Origin of the sequence: Carnobacterium viridans (assembly GCF_900102725.1) — a bacterium.
Lineage (GTDB): Bacteria > Bacillota > Bacilli > Lactobacillales > Carnobacteriaceae > Carnobacterium_B > Carnobacterium_B viridans.
Genome location: NZ_FNJW01000009.1, coordinates 1 through 24,488 on the forward strand (window position 1 = coordinate 1; position 24,488 = coordinate 24,488).

Consider the following 24,488-nt stretch of genomic DNA (forward strand, 5'->3'; position numbering starts at 1 on the left):
GTATCCTTTTATGTCTCGCGGGCTCGTTCTTTATCCGTTAGCTAAAAAGACTACTCAAACCTTAGTGGATTTTTTTAAAAAAATATGTAAAATATAACAAGAAAATGGTTTATAGCGAGTAGTCATCTTTTATCCAAAAAAATTAATTGACTAGTTTCATGTATGGGGAACCCTCATAACTCAAAGATAAAACAAAGAATCCTCTCTACATTTTCGGTAGAGAGGATTCTTTGTTTTATAACGACTAATATACTTTTGGGAACTAAAAACTTTGATACATGAAATTGCTTATAATAGTGTATTAATAAAATTAGAATTAAAAAAAACTTGATAAATACCTGAATAATTCATAGCTCTAAATTTAAGCTATTTTTTTGAACAAAGTGCCTATATTTGAATTAGGCAGATACATTCTTCCAAAATAATGTGTTTTTTCGAACAGGATATCTACGGAAGAAGGCTATAATAAAAATTATTTGTCTATTTAAGGGCAGACTGACCCCTTGGAAAAATAGGTTAAAAATTTTTACGATAACTAGCCTAAATCCATTGCCTAGATCGCCGTAAGCGTTCAAAAACCTTATAAAATTCAGTTTGATACACATGATAACTCGACAGTTTGAGATAGACTTGTCTACCTGTTTTAATGAGTTTTCCGGCAACTTTGAGCAATGTCAATCGTATAGAATGAATCGTCATCCCCGATTCACTTGTTCAAATCCAATGGTCTTTAAAAAATTGACGAGGTTGTAAGCCAGGACACTGATCATCATTCTAACGTGATTTTCCAGGAAGAGTGGGCTATCTGTTTTGTCAAAATAAAAGCCTGATTTCGCTTCTTTGATGAAATTCTCCATTGTACCCCGTTTGCCGTAAAGAGAGAATATGACTTCAGGTGAGACATTATCGGATAGATTAGTCACAATGAATGCGTGGTGAAAGAGCAATTCTCCTGCTTCACGAACGGAACGTATACAGACTCGACGGGGTTTCGACCATGATTGTGCTTGATAAGGCATTGAAAAATACTGAACTTCCCGATCTTCCCATTTTTGGTTATCCCCGTAAAGTACGGATTGCTCAGCTAATTGACTTAACCTCCGATTGTTCTTTAATCGGATCACATACTGACTTTCATTTTCTTCACAAGACTCATACACCTTTGGTGTTGCGAAGCCGCTGTCTCCACGAACCAATATGTCAGTATTCGGTATGGATTCATTGTAGTGGTGTAACAATGGGTTGATAAAGGCTTTCACCCCTTTAGATGTGTACTGATTACCTGAACGCAGTTCAGCTTTTAAGAAATCTCCAGTCAGTCCGTCAAAGGCAACTAATGGGTGGTAGCCGTAGGTTTGATAATGGGCATTATAATCTGTTTGTTCTTGATGGCCAAAGGTATCTGAATGAGTGGAATCGAGATCAATGATTAACTCGGTGTCATTGCGAATCAAACGCGCTTTATCAATGAGCGACTGATTTAATGATTGTAATTGACCCACATTTTCCGTGGTGAAACGATCCAGAAACCGTGAAATTGACGATTGTGAGGCTAATTGTTTTCTGCCTAACACCATTTGAAAGACTGGATCATGTCGTAACAGATTAGCTGACGAGTCTGCCGAATAACCAGCAATCAGTTGCATAATGAGCTGTTCTAATATCGCTAAATTATCATGCGTGTAGTAAGCACGGTTATCTTTAATGTCCAGAAGTGATTTTGCCAAATCAGAAAACTTGAAGGTATCCATTACTTCTTTAACTAAGACTAAACCCGAATCACTCGATAAACGACCACCTGTATGCGAAATGATGATGTTTGAATTGAATTTTACCTGGTTTTTGTGTAAGCTAATCATGAAGAGAACTCCTTTCTTATGGTTGGTTTAGACACCTTTACCATATCAGAATGGGGTTCTTTCTTCATCACTTAACAGGTGAAAATGAAAAAGTAAATTTAAGCTGCCGTTAGGCAGTTGGCACATGTTTCAACGAAAAGTATGAATTGTTCAGGTTTAAAATAGGTAATTAAGATAGTAGTATGTAAATAATGCCTCCTACTACACATCCTATTAAAAAAATAATTAATTTCTTTTTATTTTTCATTTGAAAACCTCCTATGTATACTATAAAAATAAAATAAGTATCAATACATGAAATTGCTTATAATAGTGTATACAGAACCTTTAAAAAATGGGCTTTTGTGTTTTTATTTTATGTAAATTATATTGATATAGAATATAAAGAGAAATGGTATAATATTTGATAACATATAATTGTTTTAAATTTGTTAAGGAGGTTATTTTTATGAATGGGAATGGTGTTTCATGTACTAAAACAAAATGTTCTGTCAATTGGGGGCAGGCTTTGACTGAAGGAACTAAACGTTGGGGAGATAATCTTTTTGGAAGTGTGAGTGGTTAAATATGAGTGATTCAGAAAAAAGTAAAGAGCTTATTCATGATTTATATAATAAACTATCAAAACGCACTAATTCCAGTCCTGAATTACTAGATATCATTGACGTTTTATACCAAGTGTATCTAAAAATCGATACTGTAAGTAACCCAGAAGCGCTTGTTCAACGTTTGGTTAATTATATATATAGCACTGGTCTTAAAGGGAAACTTTATTTTCCTAAGGATGAAAATAATTTAATTGCTGATCTTGGGGTTATTGGTCAAAGAGCTGGTTTGAATGGTTTATATAAAGCTAACTACGGTGATAAATCTCAGTTTTATAGTTACTTCGATGATAATAAAATGCCTAAAAATTAAATAATAAATGAAAAAGGACTGATTTCTAGTCCTTTTTTTGTTTGCTTATTATCGGAGTTTTATTTGTTGTCATTTCGTTAATTATGTTATTGCCAGGTAGTTCAGATATAATCGCTCAACTATTACAAATAAATTAATAAATAAAGAAAATAATACATGAAATTAGATAAAATCATGTGTTCCAAACCTTGTGTAATCAAGGTTATTTTTCATCTTAAAAAGAAAAAAGATAGAGCATAAAATCTACTCTATCTTAATCTTGTCAGTCCTTCTAGCACTTTTTCTGAGTTTGTCTTAATTACCTTTAAGACAAACTCATTCATGAAAATATTAAGTCAATTAGTTGAACACTCCAAGGAGTAAACATAAATAAGGAGAATAAAATAAGCAAAATACTTATAAAAATGGTTACTTTGCTGTCTTGATTGTTTCTATAAGCAGATATCGATCGGATTAAAAGATAAATACCTATAAATAATGTTAGAAAGTACCAAAAACCCATATGAAACACTCCTTTTTAATTTTTTCAATTATGTGATTAATTCCTTAAATTAGACCTTAAAAAAAAAGTAGAGCAGTTTTATACTTTCTTCCGTGTCAAAAAAATCCCAAAGATAACTCCAATAAGGGCAATTGGAGCTATTCTCATGAACAACCACTCAAATCCGTGTAAAACCACTCCGACAACTGCGATTTCAGGGTCACTATAATCCCAACCCAAGTAAGGACTATTTGACACTATTAAAACGGTGAAAATAGCAGCTATAACCACGAACAGTAAAATAAGAAGCCAGTGAAACGTTTTGCTCCTTGTTGCTTTCCTTTGTGCGAGTTGCAAGTTGATGACCTCAAGTTTTTCAGAAATCACTTTTACGTCATCAACCTTCGACTCAATTATAGTTTCCCCAAGCAAAGTGCTTACGGATGTTTCAAACACTTCCGATATAGAAATAAGCATATCAGAATCAGGAACCGACAAACCTTTTTCCCATTTAGATATTGTTTGTCGCACTACATTTAGTTTGATCGCAAGTTCTTCTTGCGAAAGCCCTATCGATTTTCGAATTGCTTTAATATTTTCCCCTAGCATTAGTGATAACCTCTTTTCTACTGCTATTATATAATTAATTACTTGTTGCTATAAGCAACGCAAATTAACATTTTACTATTTATTATCCTTACACTAATAATGTTGAGTTTTATTTAGTTCTTATTGTGACAAACTCACCTTGCCAGTTGCAAGTTATTCCATTATTCTGATACACGAAATTGTATAAAAACGTGTATCACGAATCCTATTTTAATAGGGTTCTTTTTTTATAACGTCCTCCAATACATGATTTTGTGGTATACTAAACAAAATCATGTATCACTTTTATGAGAGGAGAGGGCTTTTAAATGAGTTACAATGTCCAACCATTAAGAACCCAACAAGAAATAAACGACTTTTTATTCTGTTTAAGGCGCAATAAAAACGCAGATCGCGATGTTTTTCTATTTTTGATCGGCATTAATAGCGGTTTGCGCATGTCTGATATTGTCAAATTGAAGAAACAAGACCTGATTTCTTCAAAAAATCCCCGAATCGTTGAGAAAAAAACAGGGAAAACCCGTATTTTGTATTTGAGTAGTCTGCAGGACTTGATTTTAGAGTACACGAAAGACTTAGCACCAGAGGATTATTTGTTTCCTAGCACCAAAGGTGGCCATGTGGAAGTCAATACGGTCTATCAGATGTTTCAAAAGGTCGCTAAGCTGTTAGGAAGAGACGATATTGGGACGCACACGTTGCGGAAGACGTTCGGCTACCACTATTACAAGAAAACTAAAGACGTGGCTACACTGATGGAAATCTTTGGTCATAGCAGTGAGAAAATAACCAAGCGCTATATCGGGATCAATGAAGATGAAATCAGCGAAACTTTATTGAATTTTAGATTGGGATTTTAAATTTACCCGTTGTTCAATTGAATATAATAAATAAAAAGGAGAAATATATGAAAAAACTATTATTAACTGCCTATGGTTTTTCAACCGATTCTATTAAGAACGCTGCGTTAGATTTAGTTGATGGAAATTTTAACTCATGCAACGCTTGTATAATTTCAACCTCTTGGCCTATAGAAAAAGAAAAGCACCCTCAAATGCAACAAGTGAAGAGTGAATTATTAGCACTAGGAGTTGATAAGGTAGATTTTTTAGATGTCGAGTTTCAAAATGCTCACTTATTGAAGAATTATCAATTAATATTTTTGAATGGAGGTTACCCTTTTTTCCTACTCTATCATTTAAATAAGAGTGGAGCTGATAAAATAATAAAAAAGATGGCAGCTAACGGCACTCCTATTATTGGGTTGAGTGCGGGTTCTATTGTTATGGGACCTGATTTAAGTTTAATGGACTATCTTTACCCTGAAGATAACTTGTTTAACGTTAAAAATTTGACTGCTCTAAATCTCACTACCGTAAGAATATTCCCACATTATAAAGAAATGATTACACGAGATAAAGAGATCACAAAAAAACTTTTGCAATTTGAGAAAGTTTTTAATCAGCCACTCAATAGATTAAACAATGATCAAGCTATACTAGTCACTAACAATAAAACAAAAATAATTAATAAATAAAATTTAGCACTTATAAAAAAATAATTGAATTAGTTATTGTTTTTATTCTTAAATAAAGTTTAAATTTCCTAAGCTAACTTTTCAGCTAAATTAAAATAATGGTCAATGCTACCGCCCTAACCAGGGTAAATAAAGATTGTTTTTTCAGTATTTTTATTATTATTGGGTTTAAAAATAGCGTATTTGAATTGGTTATTAGTAAGTACTTTCAAAATACACCCCCCTTTAAAATGCAAAGTACATAAATGATTTCTACTAAATAAGTATAACATTCGTTGTTATTAAAGTGATTTTTAAAAACAATAACTAAACAATTATTTATCTATTCAATAAGCTTATTGGATATTTTGCTATAATAATCATTATTCAAGTAGAAAAGGAGTGGTTGTATGGAATGGTACGAGAACCGAATTTTATCTTCAAAAAATGGAACTAATCCAATGTTGATAAAAGAATTAAAAGGTGGGTATGCTGTTTTTGGAGATGTACAGTTTTTACCCGGATATTGTGTTTTATTACCAAAAAGAGAAGTGAATTCTTTAAATGACTTACCTTTAGAGGAACGTGAACAGTTTCTTTCTGACATGAGTATTTTGGGAGATGCTATTATACATAGTTGCAATCCTATCAGAGTGAATTATGACATTTTAGGAAATACTGATAACTATTTACATGCTCATGTTTTTCCACGTTTTAAATGGGAAAAAGAAGAACGAAGACGTATGCCTGTGTGGTTGTATGATAGTTCTAACTGGCAAAAAAAGGAAACGGCTTATAATCCTAAACAGCACGATGAAATACGCAATAGCATTCTAGATTATTTAAACAAACATTATTCCTAATAGTTATTTAATCAGGTAACATACCTAACTACAATTACATAAAGTAAAAGGGGAATATGAGTATGGATAGATACCATAGGGCATTTGGAGTTTATGGAATACTTTATAGAAAAAATAAACTTTTAGTTATCAAAAAAACAAGTGGTCCCTATATTAATAGATTTGATTTACCTGGAGGTAGTCAAGAATTTGGAGAAAGATTAGAAGATACTTTAGTTAGAGAAATCAAAGAAGAAACTAATTTAACAGTGAAAGCTTTTCAACAGTTAGGTGTAGTTAATTTTCTGTATCCATGGAGATATGAAAATACTAATATGAATAATCATATAGCTACATTTTATGAGATTGATTCTTTTATAGGAGAAAATTTTGAAAAGGTAGATCAATTTCTTGGTCAAGACTCTGTAGGTTCCATATGGTTACCTCTGGAAGAATTAACTGAGGACAATTCTTCTCTTTTAGTATTAAAAGCAAAAGAATATATCCAAAAAGGAACCTTTATAGATAAAGGCTGGATTCTTGATAAATGGAATATATTAGATTCACCAGTATATTAATTAATAAAAGCATTAGTTTACATAAAACCCAATTATACGAAGTAAAAAACAAGACCCTCTTTATTTTATTGAAGAGGGTCTTGTTTTTTACTTTGAATAGTTAGGAGCTTTAAATTGACATGTTAAACTAAAGACAGCAATAGCTCTATTTGTAATGATCTTTTGCTGAATACAAATAGATTGTCTCGTTCATTACACTATAAATCAAACGATGCTCGTCCGTAATTCTTCGTGACCATTTACCGGATAAATCATACTTTAATGGTTCAGGCTTTCCTATACCTGTAAAAGGATCTCGGTCAATGTCTTTGATCAGTTTATTGATCTTTTTTACATTGTATTTATTTCCTTGTTCATGCCAATAAATATAGTCATTCCATGCATCATCTGACCATGCTTTAATCATCTAAGCTAACCTCAATTAACTCATGAGTTTTAAAATTGCCTTCAGAAAATTGTTGATCCCCACGTCGTAGTTTACCCATGACATAATCATTGGATAACACTCGTAATGTCTCTTGCATAGAGTCATAATCTCTTTTTGATAAGACTACAACAGTATCTTCAACATTTTTGTTCGTTACAATCAATGTATCCGCATCTTCATTTACTTGTTTCATATAGCTACGTAAATTTTGACGAAAATTTGAGTAAGCAACAGCTTCCATTATATTGACCTCCTTTATTATCTATATCACAATTGTACAACATTTTGTACAATATGTCAATTTTAGTTATTTGATTTTAAACTAAGTCATTTTTTGAAAAAGCGACCTAAAAAACCTTTTTTTTGAAAATCTTCGGAAGTGTTCTCAAAATTATCATTAATTAGAGGATTATTAGTCGAATGCTCTGTAGTTTCATTAGATAATTGAAACTGTAATTGTTCAATATGTTTATTCGTTTGAAGGGATAATTGTTGTTGTTGATCAAGTAGATTTTGTAATTTATCAATTTGCTTATCTTTACTCTCTAATTGATCTTTAAAAACATTGATAATCGTGCTATCAACGGAGCTATCTTTGATATTTTCCGCGCTATCATCCGTGCTATCATTATCGATATTAATCACGCTATCTAGGATTAATTGATTCATAGACTTTTTTTTTGATTTTGCAATTTCTTTAAGTTTTTCTTTTTCTTCTTTTGTAGCTCTAACAATGATTTGAACACGGTTATCTGACAAAAACATTCACCGCTTTCTGATATATTTATGATATCTCTATACTATCTCATATGATAGCACAGAAAAAAGTTGAAACTACTTATTAATAATTCCAACTTTTTTATTTTAATCTATATTTTGAATTTTTACTATTTGTAAATATTGCTCAATTGAACGTTTCAAATATTTCACTATGTTTTGCAATTGAGATTCCGCCCCATTTTTATGGTTAGCTACGTAACTAACGTGATCTTTAACTCCGTTCATCCCGCGTAATTTTTTTAATTCGTCATAAAGAGGATAGACTTGCTTTTGTAGATTAGCCATTTTAGTAACATCTTGCATATCTCGAAATCCAATCAATAAATTTTCTCCTAATATAGTCGTATATTTATTTTGTACAGCCTTATTAAAAAGCTCCTGCTGTTCTTGTTCTTGTTGTACTTTATCTTTAATATATTCCGAATCATTCTCTTTATAAGGTAAGGAATTTTTTGCAACTTTTTTATCTATATAAAATTGAATTCCTGAAATCGAACGTCCTGTTTTTATTTTGTCATAAGTAATAGAAAAATGTGTATGCTTATTTATTTCTTCTAAAGCTGTTTTTAGAATATTTTTTTCAAAATCAAATATTCTATCATATTCGCTTACAGTATTTGTCATTTTACGTAATTCTTGAATATCAATATAAGGATTTTTCATTTGATTAATCTGATTTTTCGTACGTTTACTTGTATCTTTGTAAGTATCATATTGATTATAATTCATAGAAAACCATTTATATAAAATAATACTATATTTACTATTTAATTCCATAATATCGGTAATCAGATATTGGGTAAAATTACGTTTTAAATCAATCAGATAGGGCATAATATCTTCTGTAAATTTAATTGCTACAACATCATTATAATCATTCCATTCGCTACTGGAAATAGGAGAAATAATTTTAAAATTTAATTTTCCTTTTGTATTTACTTCTTGAACCTCAAAAATAGATTGTCTATGAAGAGTAGTTAAAGCTTTTTTGAACCGAGCATGTTTATCATTATCTTCTGCTTTAAAAAAAGAAAAAAGAGTTTTTTTCGACAAAAAAACCGTATTATTTTCAGGAGTATTTTCAGTATTCAAACAAGATACTGCCAACTCAAAAAATTTCAAAGGAACTTTATCCATTTTAGCTACACTAGTCACCAAATCATTATGTTCTACTGTTTTTTGAAGATATAAATCTTCCATATGTATCACCTTTTGAGACTTATTGCGATCTGAAATTTGCATAATTCAATCCTCCTGTTCTTTGATAAAAAAAAATCCAATTCAAAGAATAAAAATTATCTATAGTATTTATCATACAACAAAAGACGAAAAAAATAAAAAAAATTCGTCTTTTAAACAGTTTTTCCTCGTTCAATGCACAGTTTTTCCTCGTTCAATGCACAGTTTTTCCTCGTTGTTTAATAGCTGTAAGTACTGATATAAAGGCTTTTTTTTCGTCCCAAAAGGTTTAAAAGACAAAGTATTTAAGATAAATATAAAATAACCTCGTTATAATTCATCTAAAATACTTAGTCATAACCAAGGTACAAATTAGTAATTTACTAAATTATTTATAGTTACTTTATACGTATAAAAAAAGGTACGATTGTTACAACAGACAAAAGACTAAGCCCATCTTCAATGTCTTGTGTCTCGACTTACGCTCGACGGTTCGAACCATTGCATACCCCACACTTCAAAAAACAGCGCTATTCAACGTTTGAATGGTACCCCAGATAAAAAGGACCTTTAGTTCAAGAAAACGTCTCTAACGGACTTAAATCGGTTCGTATACTCTTCACGATCGGTATCTTCTGATAACTGATCAATTAATTGTTTGTTTTCTAAAAACCAATCCTCTGTAATGATAGTTGATTCATTTTTATTAGTAAGATAGATTCGTTCTTTATCCGCCACATCTAAAGCAGCTTCTAGTTTTTCTTCAATTTGATCATCTTTTTCTTCAGTTGCTACTTTTTCCGCTTCAATTGCTTGTTTTTGTTCTTTTACTGTTTGTTGTTGAGCAGAGATTTCTTGAATTTTTGATCCAAACGGCAGTTTTGATTGAGTTGAATACCCTAATAACAGCAGCACACTGAAACAAAGCACTAAAGAAGTAAGAGATACAAGGCTAACGCGCTTTAAATGGCCAGAATTCCACCACTGGTGAAGTTTTACTCTCCAAATCAGATAAGAACACCCCAACACGACCAAAACGCTTAAAACGGGCAAAATACGCCACATGAGTTTCATAAAAAATAATCCCATCAGCTACATCCCCATAAAGAACGAAAACATCCCGTAAATAGCTAAAAGGGTAACGGCCCCAATGCCTAAAATACTGATTCGTTCGATCCAATCGGTCCGACGTTCTTTTTTTGCTTGTTGGTCCGCTTGCTGCAAGACCGCATCTAATTTTTCTTGGTAGTTGCCTAAATGTTGGTGGACGATTTTATCTAACTTTTGTTCCATTTTTTCAGGGGAATAATCTTTTAAATCAACGGCTGTTTGTTGTTTCCAATGCTCATTTTCAGTCAGTAAAGCTTGAAATTGCTCCACTCTTTTTTGTTCTTGTCTCCGATGATACGCCAGTTGCTCTTTACCGTTCTGGTCCGAAGTCTCGATTGACGTTTGGAGAGTTTTGAGGTGGCTGACGAGCAGACTCATGTGTTCTGCGCTCTGCTCGTACTTCGTCCGCAACTTCTCGTACGCTAGCAGTAAGTCCTCGTAATCTTTCGGTGTTGCTGCGCTCAAGTTGTTCTCTGTCAGATTGTTGTTTGTCTCGTTTTCGTTGGTGTTCCATGATGGCATGGGTAATCGGCTCCTTTTTAAAGTCTTCGCCTAATCTTGAGGCGGTAAACGTCCATTGTTTTCCTTCTGAATCGTGAGTCACATACTTTTGTCGGATCGTTTGGCCCCTTTTTCCAATCTCAGAAGTAAGGGTTACATCTGATTCAGATAGTAAGTGTTCAAATTCCGGATAGGAATGGGCTTGATCTCTCGCGTGATAAATTTTTTCTTTGACTAAATCCCGTTCATATTGCTTCCCAGTTTGAGTATAAGCCGCTATTTCAGTCGGATAGACCTTGTTTTTAGCTTTAGTCAATTCTACCAAGTCATGCTTTTTTGAAATGTCATTATTAATTTCATGCATTTCATAGATATCAGGAGGATTAATGGCCATTTTAGCTCCCGTTTCACTATTGACCGCATTGATCATAAAATGGTTGTGTGGATGGTCGGTATCGGTATGTGTGGCCATATAAATTTCATGATCGGGATACATTTTGCTTAATTCGGACATGAATTCTTGTCCGAACTGATGGGCTTTTACAGGCGTTAACTGATCGGTCGCGTCAAAAGACTGGACCAAGTGATAGCCTTGACGCCCTTTTGTCTTGCCCATTAAGTCTCGCGTTTGGCGCATTTGTTCTCTCGCTGCTTGATAATTTAATGGAGTGAGGTGTGCACTGGTTAAATTGACGTCAATTTTTCCTTGTCTCGCAATGTAGTTGACCGTCGCTGAACCATTTTTAGTGGCACTCGCTATCTTGATAATTGCTCCCAAAGGCCTTTCACTCCTTCCTGAATACCGGATAGCTGCTGTTCCATCGCTTTTAGTTCGTTGGGTTCATAAAGAGCTTTATTCGTGTTAATCCATTTGACTAACTGATTCAAATTGGAATTGTAATACCGCAGCTGACGAGCGATTTCTTTGGCTCCTTCAATCTCGATTTTCGGGTTTCGCATGCGAGTCCCTTTCGCCTTGCTTTTAACAAAGTTGGGTACGCTCATACCTTGTTGCTCCGCTAGGTAGCTGAGCTTCTCATATTCGGCTTCGTTCACGCGAAATTTCACTTGACGTTCTTCACGTCGGTTCTCTTTTTTTTGTTCGCTCACGGACGTAGTCTCTCCTCTCTAAATGGCTCCCTATTCGGTCTCCATTTCTCGCTGCATGACTAACTGGTCTTAGGTCTAAAACGCTCCTTATTCAGTCGCCTTTCAGACCTAAGACCAGTGCTTTTTTTCTCCACTTATTTGCCAACGTTCCCTATTCGGTCACCTTGTCAAAACGTTTCAAAAAAAGGTGTTGTTGTATTTCTTATGTTACTCCCTATTCGGTCATAAAACAAGAAATACAACAACACCAAATACAACAGGCTACGTATTTGGTACCCAAATACTCCCTGTTAGGTGGATGCGCTGCTCCCCCTAAGACCCCCAAAGGAGCACATTGTTATCTGTCTTTTGACAGGTAACAATGTGTTTTTTTTGTCCGATTCGCTGCTCGCAAACGGACAAAAAAGAGCACCGTTTTTCAACTTTGCTCCTCAATAGATCTGACTGTTTTTTGCCAGATCTCCCCTCTAAAAATACTATGCGAACCAACCGTTTTTCGAATAGTATTTTGGTGAAAATAAGTGTCTTAAATGAATGATCGATTTACTGTTTGTAAACGTCCTTCATTAGGATTTTTTTGTCAAAAAAGTATCCCAGCGTGTCTTCGTTCAAATAAAATATACGATATCTAATATAAAAATAAAATTTATATTTTCTAAATGTTTACTTAAACAAAAAAACAGACCTGAAATGGGTTCATTTCGGCCTGCTGTTTATTTTTCGTTCAAAATTATTCTGAAATTAAATAGTTAATCCATGACGGATTAATTTAATCTGAGTAGAATTTAAAACGGTACTTTCTAATTGTTTATCTAATTTATTGAAAAAAATAGTCATATTTTTACGGAGAATACTTTTTTTAGGAACATTTATAATTTCATAAGAATTTAAATTAAATTTATAACCATCAAAACACAATGTTGAGAATCGTTCAAAATTATCACCGATACAAGTTAATAAATCAAAAACAACTGTACCTTTGGAAATTTTTAAGTCTCTAAGATCATTTTCAAGATTTCTAATTAAGTCCATCTGTTCTAAAGGATCAGTGTAAGAGGTGGCCATTACAATACATTGATAATTATCTATACGTGTAGTTGGTTTAATTATCTTGTACATTTTCATAGCTACTTCCTCCTTAAACTTAAACTAAACAATATGTTAACATTTTTAATTGTAAATTCCTACTATTAACTACATATAGTAGGAATTTACAATGTCTAAAGCATTGTTTATAATACCATGAGCTGTATCAGGTCTGTCATGTACAATGGTGGTATCTCTGCCTTTAATGGGACTATCTATATTTCCCCAATGGAAAATAGAATGTCTATGAATATTGTAAAAAGTATAAGCATTATTGACTGCATTTTTTTGTTTCGCTGTAAAATATGAATCATATTCAGGATGTAAGATATATTTTTGTCTTTCTAAAGGATCTTTTATAAACATACTAAAGTTTCCATCCTTTAATTGAATTGACTTATCTTTCATAATATATTTAAGGTGACCTTCTAATAACTTTAAGGATGGAAAACTTAAAAATCCATAATCAAACATTTCATCATGTATTTTTAAATTAAATATTGATTGGTAACATAGGATACGTACTTTGCTACTAATTTTATCAGAACAATTTGGTAAATAGTTCTCCAATTCTGCCTCTATTGATTTTTTTGTAACCTTTTCTGCAACGTACGTTTGTTGATTCATAATGGCTGGGACATTTTCAATATCCATTAAAGATATTAATGAAGTATATATGTCAGAAAATAGTGTTAATGGTTTACCTTGTATTACAGCTTTTTTATTTTTTTTGAAAAAACTAACATTTACTTTTTCCCCTGGTGTAGACTTGAGAGACCAAATTTCAGCAATATCAGTTTTTTTATACTCAGATTCCTTGACATTATCTTGTTCTTTTATTAAAGAAATCACTGCTATAAAATCATCATAATTAAAATCTTCAAAAACAAACCAAGGATTATCAAAATTACTTATTTTATCAATAGTACAAATAGAAGAAGTCTTAATATAGTTAGCTAATTCTGTTTTTATGGGATCTGGACCACCAGGTGATAAGTCAATAGTGGTAGTTCCATCGTTATTGAAATGAAAATCTACTTTATATAATTCGTCTAAATAAGTAAATTCTATTCTATTTCTAGATTCGGTAATTGGGTTTAAATTTTCGATACTATATTCTCCAGTTTTTTCTGAAAAAAAGGCTACTATTGCTACTTCAATTTGATCCTGTACAATATTTAATTTACCATAAAGTGGTTTTTTTGCCATGAATTATTTACCCTCTAACTGTATTAGTTTTATAATTTTACCATCTATTTTTTTTTGACTATATTCTATATTTAAAATCATAGATTTAACGTCAAAAGTTATTTTTATATTTGCTAAGTCTTTCAGCATTTTTTTATCTTTTTTCCAAAAGTATTTTGCAAGTTTATTAATTATACGATCATTTAAATGAAAACCTTTACATATGATTATTGTTTTTTCTTCTTCTGTGTTTAAAACCCCTACTATTTTATTAAAAAGTTCTAAGTTTAAATATATATCGATATTTTCATTTGTAATGAGATTACTATTAAATTTGATGGATTCTTTTACATTATTGATAGCTTTTTTTGCTAAGAAATCAGCCTTTTCATTAAAAAAATCTCCTGAATGTGCCTTCACTTTGCTGAAGCTAATATTTATATGTTTTTTTAATTCATTCATCTTTTTTACATAATTTTTTGTTGTTTGTTTATTAGCCTTCCAAGAACCATCATACCAAGAACTTAATCCTTCGTAATCGTAAAAAATAGTAACGCTAGGCACTTCTTTTTTGACACACCATTCAACAGCATATAAAACGCCTGCTATTTCAGCAGATACATTCCATAGGTTATCATTAGAAATAATTGGAGTTTCTAATGATACTTCTTTTAAAATAGTATCGTTTTTTACGAATACACATCCAAATCCAGCTCTGTTTTGAGCTTTAGAATAGCTCCCATCAACGTAAATATGTAGTGCTGTTCCTGGTGATTCAGTCTTTTCAATTGTAGAGTTATCTAAATATTCCTCAGCTTCTAGTCTATTTTGAAAGGATTTATACTGTGAACCTGGATAACCTTTTACTTGTAACTCACAGGCATGCCAAGTTTCAAAAATGCCTGTTTTTCTACCTGTTCTTACGGCGTAAAATTTGCCCATATAAGCACATCCTAATGATATAGTATCTTTTTTTATATCGTAATATAACTTTTATAAATCGGATATAAAAAGAGAATAATTTTGACAATCTATTTTTATATTTTCTGTTATTTATACCTAATTTTATAAACAACTTTAATAAGTATTATCAGCAAAAAAAATTACCGGGCTTGCAACAAAATATTATGAGATGTTTAAAAAAATTTTCTAATTGTATCAAACTATTCAAATTCTGGAAAGATTTTTTGAATATATCTCATGTTCCTTCCTTTTCCTTTTTTCTTGAAGTTGATATATATTTAATAATAACATGTATTTTTAAATATAAAAGTTATTATTATGACAAGGATTTAAAACTAGGAGGAAGTTTTATGGAAAATAGTATTGATTATATTATAAAAAATTTTGAAGAATGTCTAGATCATATTGCTAAAGAAAAGCAAGACACCCATGAGGAGTTTGGATATAAAGATTCAGCAATTGTTACCTTAGGTTATTCAATAAGTGACAAAGCTAAGGATATAAACTTATTACTAAAAAATGAAAGAACCGAATCAATAGAAATTATTTTAAGAACTATTTTTGAGCAGTCAGTCTATATTTGTGCAATTCTTAATAAGGATACAGAAAATAGAGCTAGTGCATTAATGGATTCTTTTAATATACAAGAGATGAAAAAAATGAAAAAATTAGGAAGTTCATTGGGAATAGATTTGGAAAATATATTAAAAAAAAAGATGGACGAAGATCCATTACTAGAATCATCTGAAAACATATCAATAGATAATTATATTAAGATTTATAAGCAAAGATTTGAACAAAAATCAAAAGTAAAAATTTTTAAAAAAAATGACAATAAATTTTACGAGCAATGGTATAATTTAGATGGAAAAACACCAAATATGAGAAAGTTAGTAGAAGAAATTAAAGATAATGTATTTAATATACAAACTCATGAGTTTATTTATGTTTTAGGTTCTATGGAAGTACATGGTATAGGAGCAATGAGACAGTTAAAGATCACAAAATTAGAAGATGGATTTGGTTACTTTTCTATCTCAAAAGAAACTAATATGTTAGCTGTTATAACTCCCTTATGTTCATTTATTAATAGGCTGGCTCATATAATTAATAATGAGTATAGTACAAAACAAGATAATTTTTATAGAATAAGAGTTTTAAATATAAAAAGACATTACAAACAGTTACAGGAAAATGGCTACAAATTATAATATCATTAAATTAGATAAAGTCGTGTAAAGATAACCCCATGTTTATGAGGTTATTTTTTTTTTTATACCAAATATCTTTTTAACGATATCCTTATATAAGTAAGCGGAATTTTTATGAATTTGTACTAAAAAGGCTATTATACCAACAGTGTAACACGTTTGTTGCTTTTATTTTCTTCTAAAATTAAGTAAGCTACTCACTATAAAGGAGCTAAGCCAAATGTCACTAGGTCAATCGCTAAAAGAAGCACGAGCAGCAATGGATCTCACGCAAGAAGATATTGCAAAAAAATTGTATGTTACTCGACAAACCGTTTCGAGGTGGGAACAAAATAAAACACTGCCCAATATTTTTGTTTTACAAGAATTAAGCAGCCTCTATGGATTGTCGATTGACGAACTGATTTCTGAAACAAAAAAATCTATCCAAAAGAAAGAGGAGGAAATCTCTATGAAAAAATTCAATTGGTTTGCGTTAGTTGGGGTAGTCTTGTTCAATTTACTATTAGTTTCAGTCGTAGCTTTAACCACTATCTTACTCGTTTTTGCTCTTTGGTTAATTACAGGAACCTTTATTGTATCGCCAATCATCCTTTTAGGAGCTAATGTAATAGGAGCACAAAGTTTTTCCCTTTTCCAATCGTTCGCAAGTATCCTTTTATGTCTCGCTGGGCTCGTTCTTTATCCGTTAGCTAAAAAGACTACTCAAACCTTAGTGGATTTTTTTAAAAAATATGTAAAATATAACAAGAAAATGGTTTATAGCGAGTAGTCATCTTTTATCCAAAAAAATTAATTGACTAGTTTCATGTATGGGGAACCCTCATAACTCAAAGATAAAACAAAGAATCCTCTCTACATTTTCGGTAGAGAGGATTCTTTGTTTTATAACGACTAATATACTTTTGGGAACTAAAAACTTTGATACATGAAATTGCTTATAATAGTGTATTAATAAAATTAGAATTAAAAAAAACTTGATAAATACCTGAATAATTCATAGCTCTAAATTTAAGCTATTTTTTTGAACAAAGTGCCTATATTTGAATTAGGCAGATACATTCTTCCAAAATAATGTGTTTTTCGAACAGGATATCTACGGAAGAAGGCTATAATAAAAATTATTTGTCTATTTAAGGGCAGACTGACCCCTTGGAAAAATAGGTTAAAAATTTTTACGATAACTAGCCTAAATCCATTGCCTAGATCGCCGTAAGCGTTCAAAAACCTTATAAAATTCAGTTTGATACACATGATAACTCGACAGTTTGAGATAGACTTGTCTACCTGTTTTAATGAGTTTTCCGGCAACTTTGAGCAATGTCAATCGTATAGAATGAATCGTCATCCCCCGATTCACTTGTTCAAATCCAATGGTCTTTAAAAAATTGACGAGGTTGTAAGCCAGGACACTGATCATCATTCTAACGTGATTTTCCAGGAAGAGTGGGCTATCTGTTTTGTCAAAATAAAAGCCTGATTTCGCTTCTTTGATGAAATTCTCCATTGTACCCCGTTTGCCGTAAAGAGAGAATATGACTTCAGGTGAGACATTATCGGATAGATTAGTCACAATGAATGCGTGGTGAAAGAGCAATTCTCCTGCTTCACGAACGGAACGTATACAGACTCGACGGGGTTTCGACCATGATTGTGCTTGATAAGGCATTGAAAAATACTGAACTTCCCGATCTTCCCATTTTTGGTTATCCCCGTAAAGTACGGATTGCTCAGCTAATTGACTTAACCTCCGATTGTTCTTTAATCGGATCACATACTGACTTTCATTTTCTTCACAAGACTCATACACCTTTGGTGTTGCGAAGCCGCTGTCTCCACGAACCAATATGTCAGTATTCGGTATGGATTCATTGTAGTGGTGTAACAATGGGTTGATAAAGGCTTTCACCCCTTTAGATGTGTACTGATTACCTGAACGCAGTTCAGCTTTTAAGAAATCTCCAGTCAGTCCGTCAAAGGCAACTAATGGGTGGTAGCCGTAGGTTTGATAATGGGCATTATAATCTGTTTGTTCTTGATGGCCAAAGGTATCTGAATGAGTGGAATCGAGATCAATGATTAACTCGGTGTCATTGCGAATCAAACGCGCTTTATCAATGAGCGACTGATTTAATGATTGTAATTGACCCACATTTTCCGTGGTGAAACGATCCAGAAACCGTGAAATTGACGATTGTGAGGCTAATTGTTTTCTGCCTAACACCATTTGAAAGACTGGATCATGTCGTAACAGATTAGCTGACGAGTCTGCCGAATAACCAGCAATCAGTTGCATAATGAGCTGTTCTAATATCGCTAAATTATCATGCGTGTAGTAAGCACGGTTATCTTTAATGTCCAGAAGTGATTTTGCCAAATCAGAAAACTTGAAGGTATCCATTACTTCTTTAACTAAGACTAAACCCGAATCACTCGATAAACGACCACCTGTATGCGAAATGATGATGTTTGAATTGAATTTTACCTGGTTTTTGTGTAAGCTAATCATGAAGAGAACTCCTTTCTTATGGTTGGTTTAGACACCTTTACCATATCAGAATGGGGTTCTTTCTTCATCACTTAACAGGTGAAAATGAAAAAGTAAATTTAAGCTGCCGTTAGGCAGTTGGCACATGTTTCAACGAAAAGTATGAATTGTTCAGGTTTAAAATAGGTAATTAAGATAGTAGTATGTAAATAATGCCTCCTACTACACATCCTATTAAAAAAATAATTAATTTCTTTTTATTTTTCATTTGAAAACCTCCTATGTATACTATAAAAATAAAATAAGTATCAATACATGAAATTGCTTATAATAGTGTATACAGAACCTTTAAAAAATGGGCTTTTGTGTTTTTATTTTATGTAAATTATATTGATATAGAATATAAAGAGAAATGGTATAATATTTGATAACATATAATTGTTTTAAATTTGTTAAGGAGGTTATTTTTATGAATGGGAATGGTGTTTCATGTACTAAAACAAAATGTTCTGTCAATTGGGGGCAGGCTTTGACTGAAGGAACTAAACGTTGGGGAGATAATCTTTTTGGAAGTGTGAGTGGTTAAATATGAGTGATTCAGAAAAAAGTAAAGAGCTTATTCATGATTTATATAATAAACTATCAAAACGCACTAATTCCAGTCCTGAATTACTAGATATCATTGACGTTTTATACCAAGTGTATCTAAAAATCGATACTGTAAGTAACCCAGAAGCGCTTGTTCAACGTTTGGTTAATTATATATATAGCACTGGTCTTAAAGGGAAACTTTATTTTCCTAAGGATGAAAATAATTTAATTGCTGATCTTGGGGTTATTGGTCAAAGAGCTGGTTTGAATGGTTTATATAAAGCTAACTACGGTGATAAATCTCAGTTTTATAGTTACTTCGATGATAATAAAATGCCTAAAAATTAAATAATAAATGAAAAAGGACTGATTTCTAGTCCTTTTTTTGTTTGCTTATTATCGGAGTTTTATTTGTTGTCATTTCGTTAATTATGTTATTGCCAGGTAGTTCAGATATAATCGCTCAACTATTACAAATAAATTAATAAATAAAGAAAATAATACATGAAATTAGATAAAATCATGTGTTCCAAACCTTGTGTAATCAAGGTTATTTTTCATCTTAAAAAGAAAAAAGATAGAGCATAAAATCTACTCTATCTTAATCTTGTCAGTCCTTCTAGCACTTTTTCTGAGTTTGTCTTAATTACCTTTAAGACAAACTCATTCATGAAAATATTAAGTCAATTAGTTGAACACTCCAAGGAGTAAACATAAATAAGGAGAATAAAATAAGCAAAATACTTATAAAAATGGTTACTTTGCTGTCTTGATTGTTTCTATAAGCAGATATCGATCGGATTAAAAGATAAATACCTATAAATAATGTTAGAAAGTACCAAAAACCCATATGAAACACTCCTTTTTAATTTTTTCAATTATGTGATTAATTCCTTAAATTAGACCTTAAAAAAAAAGTAGAGCAGTTTTATACTTTCTTCCGTGTCAAAAAAATCCCAAAGATAACTCCAATAAGGGCAATTGGAGCTATTCTCATGAACAACCACTCAAATCCGTGTAAAACCACTCCGACAACTGCGATTTCAGGGTCACTATAATCCCAACCCAAGTAAGGACTATTTGACACTATTAAAACGGTGAAAATAGCAGCTATAACCACGAACAGTAAAATAAGAAGCCAGTGAAACGTTTTGCTCCTTGTTGCTTTCCTTTGTGCGAGTTGCAAGTTGATGACCTCAAGTTTTTCAGAAATCACTTTTACGTCATCAACCTTCGACTCAATTATAGTTTCCCCAAGCAAAGTGCTTACGGATGTTTCAAACACTTCCGATATAGAAATAAGCATATCAGAATCAGGAACCGACAAACCTTTTTCCCATTTAGATATTGTTTGTCGCACTACATTTAGTTTGATCGCAAGTTCTTCTTGCGAAAGCCCTATCGATTTTCGAATTGCTTTAATATTTTCCCCTAGCATTAGTGATAACCTCTTTTCTACTGCTATTATATAATTAATTACTTGTTGCTATAAGCAACGCAAATTAACATTTTACTATTTATTATCCTTACACTAATAATGTTGAGTTTTATTTAGTTCTTATTGTGACAAACTCACCTTGCCAGTTGCAAGTTATTCCATTATTCTGATACACGAAATTGTATAAAAACGTGTATCACGAATCCTATTTTAATAGGGTTCTTTTTTTATAACGTCCTCCAATACATGATTTTGTGGTATACTAAACAAAATCATGTATCACTTTTATGAGAGGAGAGGGCTTTTAAATGAGTTACAATGTCCAACCATTAAGAACCCAACAAGAAATAAACGACTTTTTATTCTGTTTAAGGCGCAATAAAAACGCAGATCGCGATGTTTTTCTATTTTTGATCGGCATTAATAGCGGTTTGCGCATGTCTGATATTGTCAAATTGAAGAAACAAGACCTGATTTCTTCAAAAAATCCCCGAATCGTTGAGAAAAAAACAGGGAAAACCCGTATTTTGTATTTGAGTAGTCTGCAGGACTTGATTTTAGAGTACACGAAAGACTTAGCACCAGAGGATTATTTGTTTCCTAGCACCAAAGGTGGCCATGTGGAAGTCAATACGGTCTATCAGATGTTTCAAAAGGTCGCTAAGCTGTTAGGAAGAGACGATATTGGGACGCACACGTTGCGGAAGACGTTCGGCTACCACTATTACAAGAAAACTAAAGACGTGGCTACACTGATGGAAATCTTTGGTCATAGCAGTGAGAAAATAACCAAGCGCTATATCGGGATCAATGAAGATGAAATCAGCGAAACTTTATTGAATTTTAGATTGGGATTTTAAATTTACCCGTTGTTCAATTGAATATAATAAATAAAAAGGAGAAATATATGAAAAAACTATTATTAACTGCCTATGGTTTTTCAACCGATTCTATTAAGAACGCTGCGTTAGATTTAGTTGATGGAAATTTTAACTCATGCAACGCTTGTATAATTTCAACCTCTTGGCCTATAGAAAAAGAAAAGCACCCTCAAATGCAACAAGTGAAGAGTGAATTATTAGCACTAGGAGTTGATAAGGTAGATTTTTTAGATGTCGAGTTTCAAAATGCTCACTTATTGAAGAATTATCAATTAATATTTTTGAATGGAGGTTACCCTTTTTTCCTACTCTATCATTTAAATAAGAGTGGAGCTGATAAAATAATAAAAAAGATGGCAGCTAACGGCACTCCTATTATTGGGTTGAGTGCGGGTTCTATTGTTATGGGACCTGATTTAAGTTTAATGGACTATCTTTACCCTGAAGATAACTTGTTTAACGTTAAAAATTTGACTGCTCTAAATCTCACTACCGTAAGAATATTCCCACATTATAAAGAAATGATTACACGAGATAAAGAGATCACAAAAAAACTTTTGCAATTTGAGAAAGTTTTTAATCAGCCACTCAATAGATTAAACAATGATCAAGCTATACTAGTCACTAACAATAAAACAAAAATAATTAATAAATAAAATTTAGCACTTATAAAAAAATAATTGAATTAGTTATTGTTTTTATTCTTAAATAAAGTTTAAATTTCCTAAGCTAACTTTTCAGCTAAATTAAAATAATGGTCAATGCTACCGCCCTAACCAGGGTAAATAAAGATTGTTTTTTCAGTATTTTTATTATTATTGGGTTTAAAAATAGCGTATTTGAATTGGTTATTAGTAAGTACTTTCAAAATACACCCCCCTTTAAAATGCAAAGTACATAAATGATTTCTACTAAATAAGTATAACATTCGTTGTTATTAAAGTGATTTTTAAAAACAATAACTAAACAATTATTTATCTATTCAATAAGCTTATTGGATATTTTGCTATAATAATCATTATTCAAGTAGAAAAGGAGTGGTTGTATGGAATGGTACGAGAACCGAATTTTATCTTCAAAAAATGGAACTAATCCAATGTTGATAAAAGAATTAAAAGGTGGGTATGCTGTTTTTGGAGATGTACAGTTTTTACCCGGATATTGTGTTTTATTACCAAAAAGAGAAGTGAATTCTTTAAATGACTTACCTTTAGAGGAACGTGAACAGTTTCTTTCTGACATGAGTATTTTGGGAGATGCTATTATACATAGTTGCAATCCTATCAGAGTGAATTATGACATTTTAGGAAATACTGATAACTATTTACATGCTCATGTTTTTCCACGTTTTAAATGGGAAAAAGAAGAACGAAGACGTATGCCTGTGTGGTTGTATGATAGTTCTAACTGGCAAAAAAAGGAAACGGCTTATAATCCTAAACAGCACGATGAAATACGCAATAGCATTCTAGATTATTTAAACAAACATTATTCCTAATAGTTATTTAATCAGGTAACATACCTAACTACAATTACATAAAGTAAAAGGGGAATATGAGTATGGATAGATACCATAGGGCATTTGGAGTTTATGGAATACTTTATAGAAAAAATAAACTTTTAGTTATCAAAAAAACAAGTGGTCCCTATATTAATAGATTTGATTTACCTGGAGGTAGTCAAGAATTTGGAGAAAGATTAGAAGATACTTTAGTTAGAGAAATCAAAGAAGAAACTAATTTAACAGTGAAAGCTTTTCAACAGTTAGGTGTAGTTAATTTTCTGTATCCATGGAGATATGAAAATACTAATATGAATAATCATATAGCTACATTTTATGAGATTGATTCTTTTATAGGAGAAAATTTTGAAAAGGTAGATCAATTTCTTGGTCAAGACTCTGTAGGTTCCATATGGTTACCTCTGGAAGAATTAACTGAGGACAATTCTTCTCTTTTAGTATTAAAAGCAAAAGAATATATCCAAAAAGGAACCTTTATAGATAAAGGCTGGATTCTTGATAAATGGAATATATTAGATTCACCAGTATATTAATTAATAAAAGCATTAGTTTACATAAAACCCAATTATACGAAGTAAAAAACAAGACCCTCTTTATTTTATTGAAGAGGGTCTTGTTTTTTACTTTGAATAGTTAGGAGCTTTAAATTGACATGTTAAACTAAAGACAGCAATAGCTCTATTTGTAATGATCTTTTGCTGAATACAAATAGATTGTCTCGTTCATTACACTATAAATCAAACGATGCTCGTCCGTAATTCTTCGTGACCATTTACCGGATAAATCATACTTTAATGGTTCAGGCTTTCCTATACCTGTAAAAGGATCTCGGTCAATGTCTTTGATCAGTTTATTGATCTTTTTTACATTGTATTTATTTCCTTGTTCATGCCAATAAATATAGTCATTCCATGCATCATCTGACCATGCTTTAATCATCTAAGCTAACCTCAATTAACTCATGAGTTTTAAAATTGCCTTCAGAAAATTGTTGATCCCCACGTCGTAGTTTACCCATGACATAATCATTGGATAACACTCGTAATGTCTCTTGCATAGAGTCATAATCTCTTTTTGATAAGACTACAACAGTATCTTCAACATTTTTGTTCGTTACAATCAATGTATCCGCATCTTCATTTACTTGTTTCATATAGCTACGTAAATTTTGACGAAAATTTGAGTAAGCAACAGCTTCCATTATATTGAC

General features: G+C 31.8%; 30 protein-coding genes and 1 pseudogene. 14 read left to right on the forward strand and 17 right to left on the reverse strand.

Features of this window, described 5'->3' with window-relative positions; all coding sequences use genetic code 11:
* Positions 1–540 precede the first annotated feature (540 nt).
* A pseudogene (locus tag BLT48_RS13415) lies at positions 541–1,859 on the reverse strand (IS1380 family transposase).
* 448 nt (positions 1,860–2,307) lie between these two features.
* On the opposite strand from BLT48_RS13415, the gene BLT48_RS13420 reads away from it, so the two are divergent.
* Together BLT48_RS13420 and BLT48_RS13425 are read left to right on the forward strand one after the other, a co-directional pair.
* Complete coding sequence (locus tag BLT48_RS13420; RefSeq protein WP_143019123.1) at positions 2,308–2,424, forward strand: leucocin A/sakacin P family class II bacteriocin; 117 nt, start codon at positions 2,308–2,310, stop codon at positions 2,422–2,424.
* A gap of 2 nt (positions 2,425–2,426) precedes the next feature.
* Positions 2,427–2,777 (forward strand): bacteriocin immunity protein, encoded by a 351-nt coding sequence (locus tag BLT48_RS13425; RefSeq protein ID WP_029277006.1) that lies wholly within the window; start codon positions 2,427–2,429, stop codon positions 2,775–2,777.
* Between the two features lie 580 nt (positions 2,778–3,357).
* On the opposite strand, the gene BLT48_RS13430 is transcribed toward BLT48_RS13425, so the two are convergent.
* Positions 3,358–3,867, reverse strand: a complete 510-nt coding sequence (locus tag BLT48_RS13430; protein ID WP_089978843.1) for a helix-turn-helix domain-containing protein — start codon at positions 3,865–3,867, stop codon at positions 3,358–3,360.
* Positions 3,868–4,175: 308 nt separating this feature from the next.
* On the opposite strand from BLT48_RS13430, the gene BLT48_RS13435 reads away from it, so the two are divergent.
* From BLT48_RS13435 to BLT48_RS13450, 4 genes are all read left to right on the forward strand, one after another.
* Entirely contained in the window at positions 4,176–4,727 is a 552-nt protein-coding gene (locus BLT48_RS13435) for a tyrosine-type recombinase/integrase (RefSeq protein WP_007725642.1), read from the forward strand.
* 47 nt (positions 4,728–4,774) lie between these two features.
* Positions 4,775–5,404: a Type 1 glutamine amidotransferase-like domain-containing protein gene (locus BLT48_RS13440; RefSeq protein WP_089978846.1), complete on the forward strand. Its 630-nt coding sequence runs from the start codon at positions 4,775–4,777 to the stop codon at positions 5,402–5,404.
* A gap of 389 nt (positions 5,405–5,793) precedes the next feature.
* Positions 5,794–6,246, forward strand: a complete 453-nt coding sequence (locus BLT48_RS13445; RefSeq protein WP_025017242.1) for an HIT family protein — start codon at positions 5,794–5,796, stop codon at positions 6,244–6,246.
* A gap of 62 nt (positions 6,247–6,308) precedes the next feature.
* Positions 6,309–6,803 (forward strand): NUDIX hydrolase, encoded by a 495-nt coding sequence (locus tag BLT48_RS13450; RefSeq protein WP_034536308.1) that lies wholly within the window; start codon positions 6,309–6,311, stop codon positions 6,801–6,803.
* Between the two features lie 145 nt (positions 6,804–6,948).
* On the opposite strand, the gene BLT48_RS13455 is transcribed toward BLT48_RS13450, so the two are convergent.
* The 11 genes from BLT48_RS13455 to BLT48_RS13505 all read right to left on the reverse strand — a co-directional run bounded on the left by BLT48_RS13455 (position 6,949) and on the right by BLT48_RS13505 (position 15,126).
* On the reverse strand, positions 6,949–7,209 hold the full coding sequence (locus tag BLT48_RS13455) for a Txe/YoeB family addiction module toxin (RefSeq protein WP_034545036.1): 261 nt from the start codon (positions 7,207–7,209) through the stop codon (positions 6,949–6,951).
* Positions 7,202–7,471, reverse strand: a complete 270-nt coding sequence (locus BLT48_RS13460; RefSeq protein WP_035019984.1) for a type II toxin-antitoxin system Phd/YefM family antitoxin — start codon at positions 7,469–7,471, stop codon at positions 7,202–7,204. The genes BLT48_RS13455 and BLT48_RS13460 overlap by 8 nt, the downstream gene beginning before the upstream one ends.
* A gap of 86 nt (positions 7,472–7,557) precedes the next feature.
* Positions 7,558–7,989 (reverse strand): DUF536 domain-containing protein, encoded by a 432-nt coding sequence (locus tag BLT48_RS13465; protein WP_244885839.1) that lies wholly within the window; start codon positions 7,987–7,989, stop codon positions 7,558–7,560.
* 105 nt (positions 7,990–8,094) lie between these two features.
* Complete coding sequence (locus BLT48_RS13470; protein WP_035019986.1) at positions 8,095–9,252, reverse strand: RepB family plasmid replication initiator protein; 1,158 nt, start codon at positions 9,250–9,252, stop codon at positions 8,095–8,097.
* Positions 9,253–9,759: 507 nt separating this feature from the next.
* Entirely contained in the window at positions 9,760–10,278 is a 519-nt protein-coding gene (locus BLT48_RS13475; RefSeq protein ID WP_089974376.1) for a hypothetical protein, read from the reverse strand.
* 3 nt (positions 10,279–10,281) lie between these two features.
* A complete protein-coding gene (locus tag BLT48_RS13480; RefSeq protein ID WP_089974374.1) occupies positions 10,282–10,569 on the reverse strand; it encodes a hypothetical protein in 288 nt (95 codons plus the stop codon).
* Positions 10,570–10,609: 40 nt separating this feature from the next.
* Positions 10,610–11,578 (reverse strand): relaxase/mobilization nuclease domain-containing protein, encoded by a 969-nt coding sequence (locus BLT48_RS13485; protein WP_176944169.1) that lies wholly within the window; start codon positions 11,576–11,578, stop codon positions 10,610–10,612.
* Positions 11,557–11,910, reverse strand: a complete 354-nt coding sequence (locus BLT48_RS13490) for a plasmid mobilization protein (protein ID WP_089978854.1) — start codon at positions 11,908–11,910, stop codon at positions 11,557–11,559. The genes BLT48_RS13485 and BLT48_RS13490 overlap by 22 nt, the downstream gene beginning before the upstream one ends.
* Before the next feature lie 741 nt (positions 11,911–12,651).
* Positions 12,652–13,035 (reverse strand): type II toxin-antitoxin system RnlB family antitoxin, encoded by a 384-nt coding sequence (locus BLT48_RS13495; protein WP_089978857.1) that lies wholly within the window; start codon positions 13,033–13,035, stop codon positions 12,652–12,654.
* Between the two features lie 69 nt (positions 13,036–13,104).
* Positions 13,105–14,205, reverse strand: coding sequence for a type II toxin-antitoxin system RnlA family toxin (locus tag BLT48_RS13500; protein ID WP_089978859.1), 1,101 nt, complete (start codon positions 14,203–14,205; stop codon positions 13,105–13,107).
* A gap of 3 nt (positions 14,206–14,208) precedes the next feature.
* The gene (locus BLT48_RS13505; RefSeq protein WP_089978862.1) at positions 14,209–15,126 is read right to left on the reverse strand and encodes a ribonuclease H1 domain-containing protein; all 918 of its coding nucleotides are present in this window, start codon (positions 15,124–15,126) and stop codon (positions 14,209–14,211) included.
* Between the two features lie 371 nt (positions 15,127–15,497).
* Here BLT48_RS13505 and BLT48_RS13510 point away from each other — a divergent pair, with 371 nt between their 5' ends.
* Both BLT48_RS13510 and BLT48_RS13515 read left to right on the forward strand, forming a co-directional pair.
* A complete protein-coding gene (locus BLT48_RS13510) occupies positions 15,498–16,358 on the forward strand; it encodes a DUF5677 domain-containing protein (protein ID WP_089978864.1) in 861 nt (286 codons plus the stop codon).
* A 220-nt stretch (positions 16,359–16,578) separates the two neighbouring features.
* Complete coding sequence (locus BLT48_RS13515) at positions 16,579–17,130, forward strand: helix-turn-helix domain-containing protein (RefSeq protein WP_089978866.1); 552 nt, start codon at positions 16,579–16,581, stop codon at positions 17,128–17,130.
* A gap of 417 nt (positions 17,131–17,547) precedes the next feature.
* On the opposite strand, the gene BLT48_RS13520 is transcribed toward BLT48_RS13515, so the two are convergent.
* On the reverse strand, positions 17,548–18,867 hold the full coding sequence (locus BLT48_RS13520; RefSeq protein WP_089978869.1) for an IS1380 family transposase: 1,320 nt from the start codon (positions 18,865–18,867) through the stop codon (positions 17,548–17,550).
* Positions 18,868–19,315: 448 nt separating this feature from the next.
* Between BLT48_RS13520 and BLT48_RS13525 the strand changes: the two genes are divergently transcribed.
* The gene (locus BLT48_RS13525) at positions 19,316–19,432 is read left to right on the forward strand and encodes a leucocin A/sakacin P family class II bacteriocin (protein ID WP_143019123.1); all 117 of its coding nucleotides are present in this window, start codon (positions 19,316–19,318) and stop codon (positions 19,430–19,432) included.
* Between the two features lie 2 nt (positions 19,433–19,434).
* Positions 19,435–19,785 carry a bacteriocin immunity protein gene (locus tag BLT48_RS13530; protein WP_029277006.1) on the forward strand — a complete coding sequence of 117 codons (351 nt, stop codon included), beginning with the start codon at positions 19,435–19,437 and terminating at the stop codon, positions 19,783–19,785.
* 580 nt (positions 19,786–20,365) lie between these two features.
* On the opposite strand, the gene BLT48_RS13535 is transcribed toward BLT48_RS13530, so the two are convergent.
* A complete protein-coding gene (locus BLT48_RS13535) occupies positions 20,366–20,875 on the reverse strand; it encodes a helix-turn-helix domain-containing protein (protein WP_089978843.1) in 510 nt (169 codons plus the stop codon).
* A 308-nt stretch (positions 20,876–21,183) separates the two neighbouring features.
* On the opposite strand from BLT48_RS13535, the gene BLT48_RS13540 reads away from it, so the two are divergent.
* The 4 genes from BLT48_RS13540 to BLT48_RS13555 all read left to right on the forward strand — a co-directional run bounded on the left by BLT48_RS13540 (position 21,184) and on the right by BLT48_RS13555 (position 23,811).
* On the forward strand, positions 21,184–21,735 hold the full coding sequence (locus tag BLT48_RS13540) for a tyrosine-type recombinase/integrase (RefSeq protein ID WP_007725642.1): 552 nt from the start codon (positions 21,184–21,186) through the stop codon (positions 21,733–21,735).
* A 47-nt stretch (positions 21,736–21,782) separates the two neighbouring features.
* Positions 21,783–22,412: a Type 1 glutamine amidotransferase-like domain-containing protein gene (locus tag BLT48_RS13545; protein ID WP_089978846.1), complete on the forward strand. Its 630-nt coding sequence runs from the start codon at positions 21,783–21,785 to the stop codon at positions 22,410–22,412.
* Positions 22,413–22,801: 389 nt separating this feature from the next.
* Positions 22,802–23,254, forward strand: a complete 453-nt coding sequence (locus BLT48_RS13550; protein ID WP_025017242.1) for an HIT family protein — start codon at positions 22,802–22,804, stop codon at positions 23,252–23,254.
* A 62-nt stretch (positions 23,255–23,316) separates the two neighbouring features.
* A complete protein-coding gene (locus tag BLT48_RS13555) occupies positions 23,317–23,811 on the forward strand; it encodes an NUDIX hydrolase (RefSeq protein WP_034536308.1) in 495 nt (164 codons plus the stop codon).
* A gap of 145 nt (positions 23,812–23,956) precedes the next feature.
* Here BLT48_RS13555 and BLT48_RS13560 read toward each other — a convergent pair whose 3' ends face one another.
* The gene (locus BLT48_RS13560; RefSeq protein WP_034545036.1) at positions 23,957–24,217 is read right to left on the reverse strand and encodes a Txe/YoeB family addiction module toxin; all 261 of its coding nucleotides are present in this window, start codon (positions 24,215–24,217) and stop codon (positions 23,957–23,959) included.
* Positions 24,210–24,479, reverse strand: a complete 270-nt coding sequence (locus tag BLT48_RS13565) for a type II toxin-antitoxin system Phd/YefM family antitoxin (protein ID WP_035019984.1) — start codon at positions 24,477–24,479, stop codon at positions 24,210–24,212. The genes BLT48_RS13560 and BLT48_RS13565 overlap by 8 nt, the downstream gene beginning before the upstream one ends.
* Between the last annotated feature and the right edge of the window lie 9 nt (positions 24,480–24,488).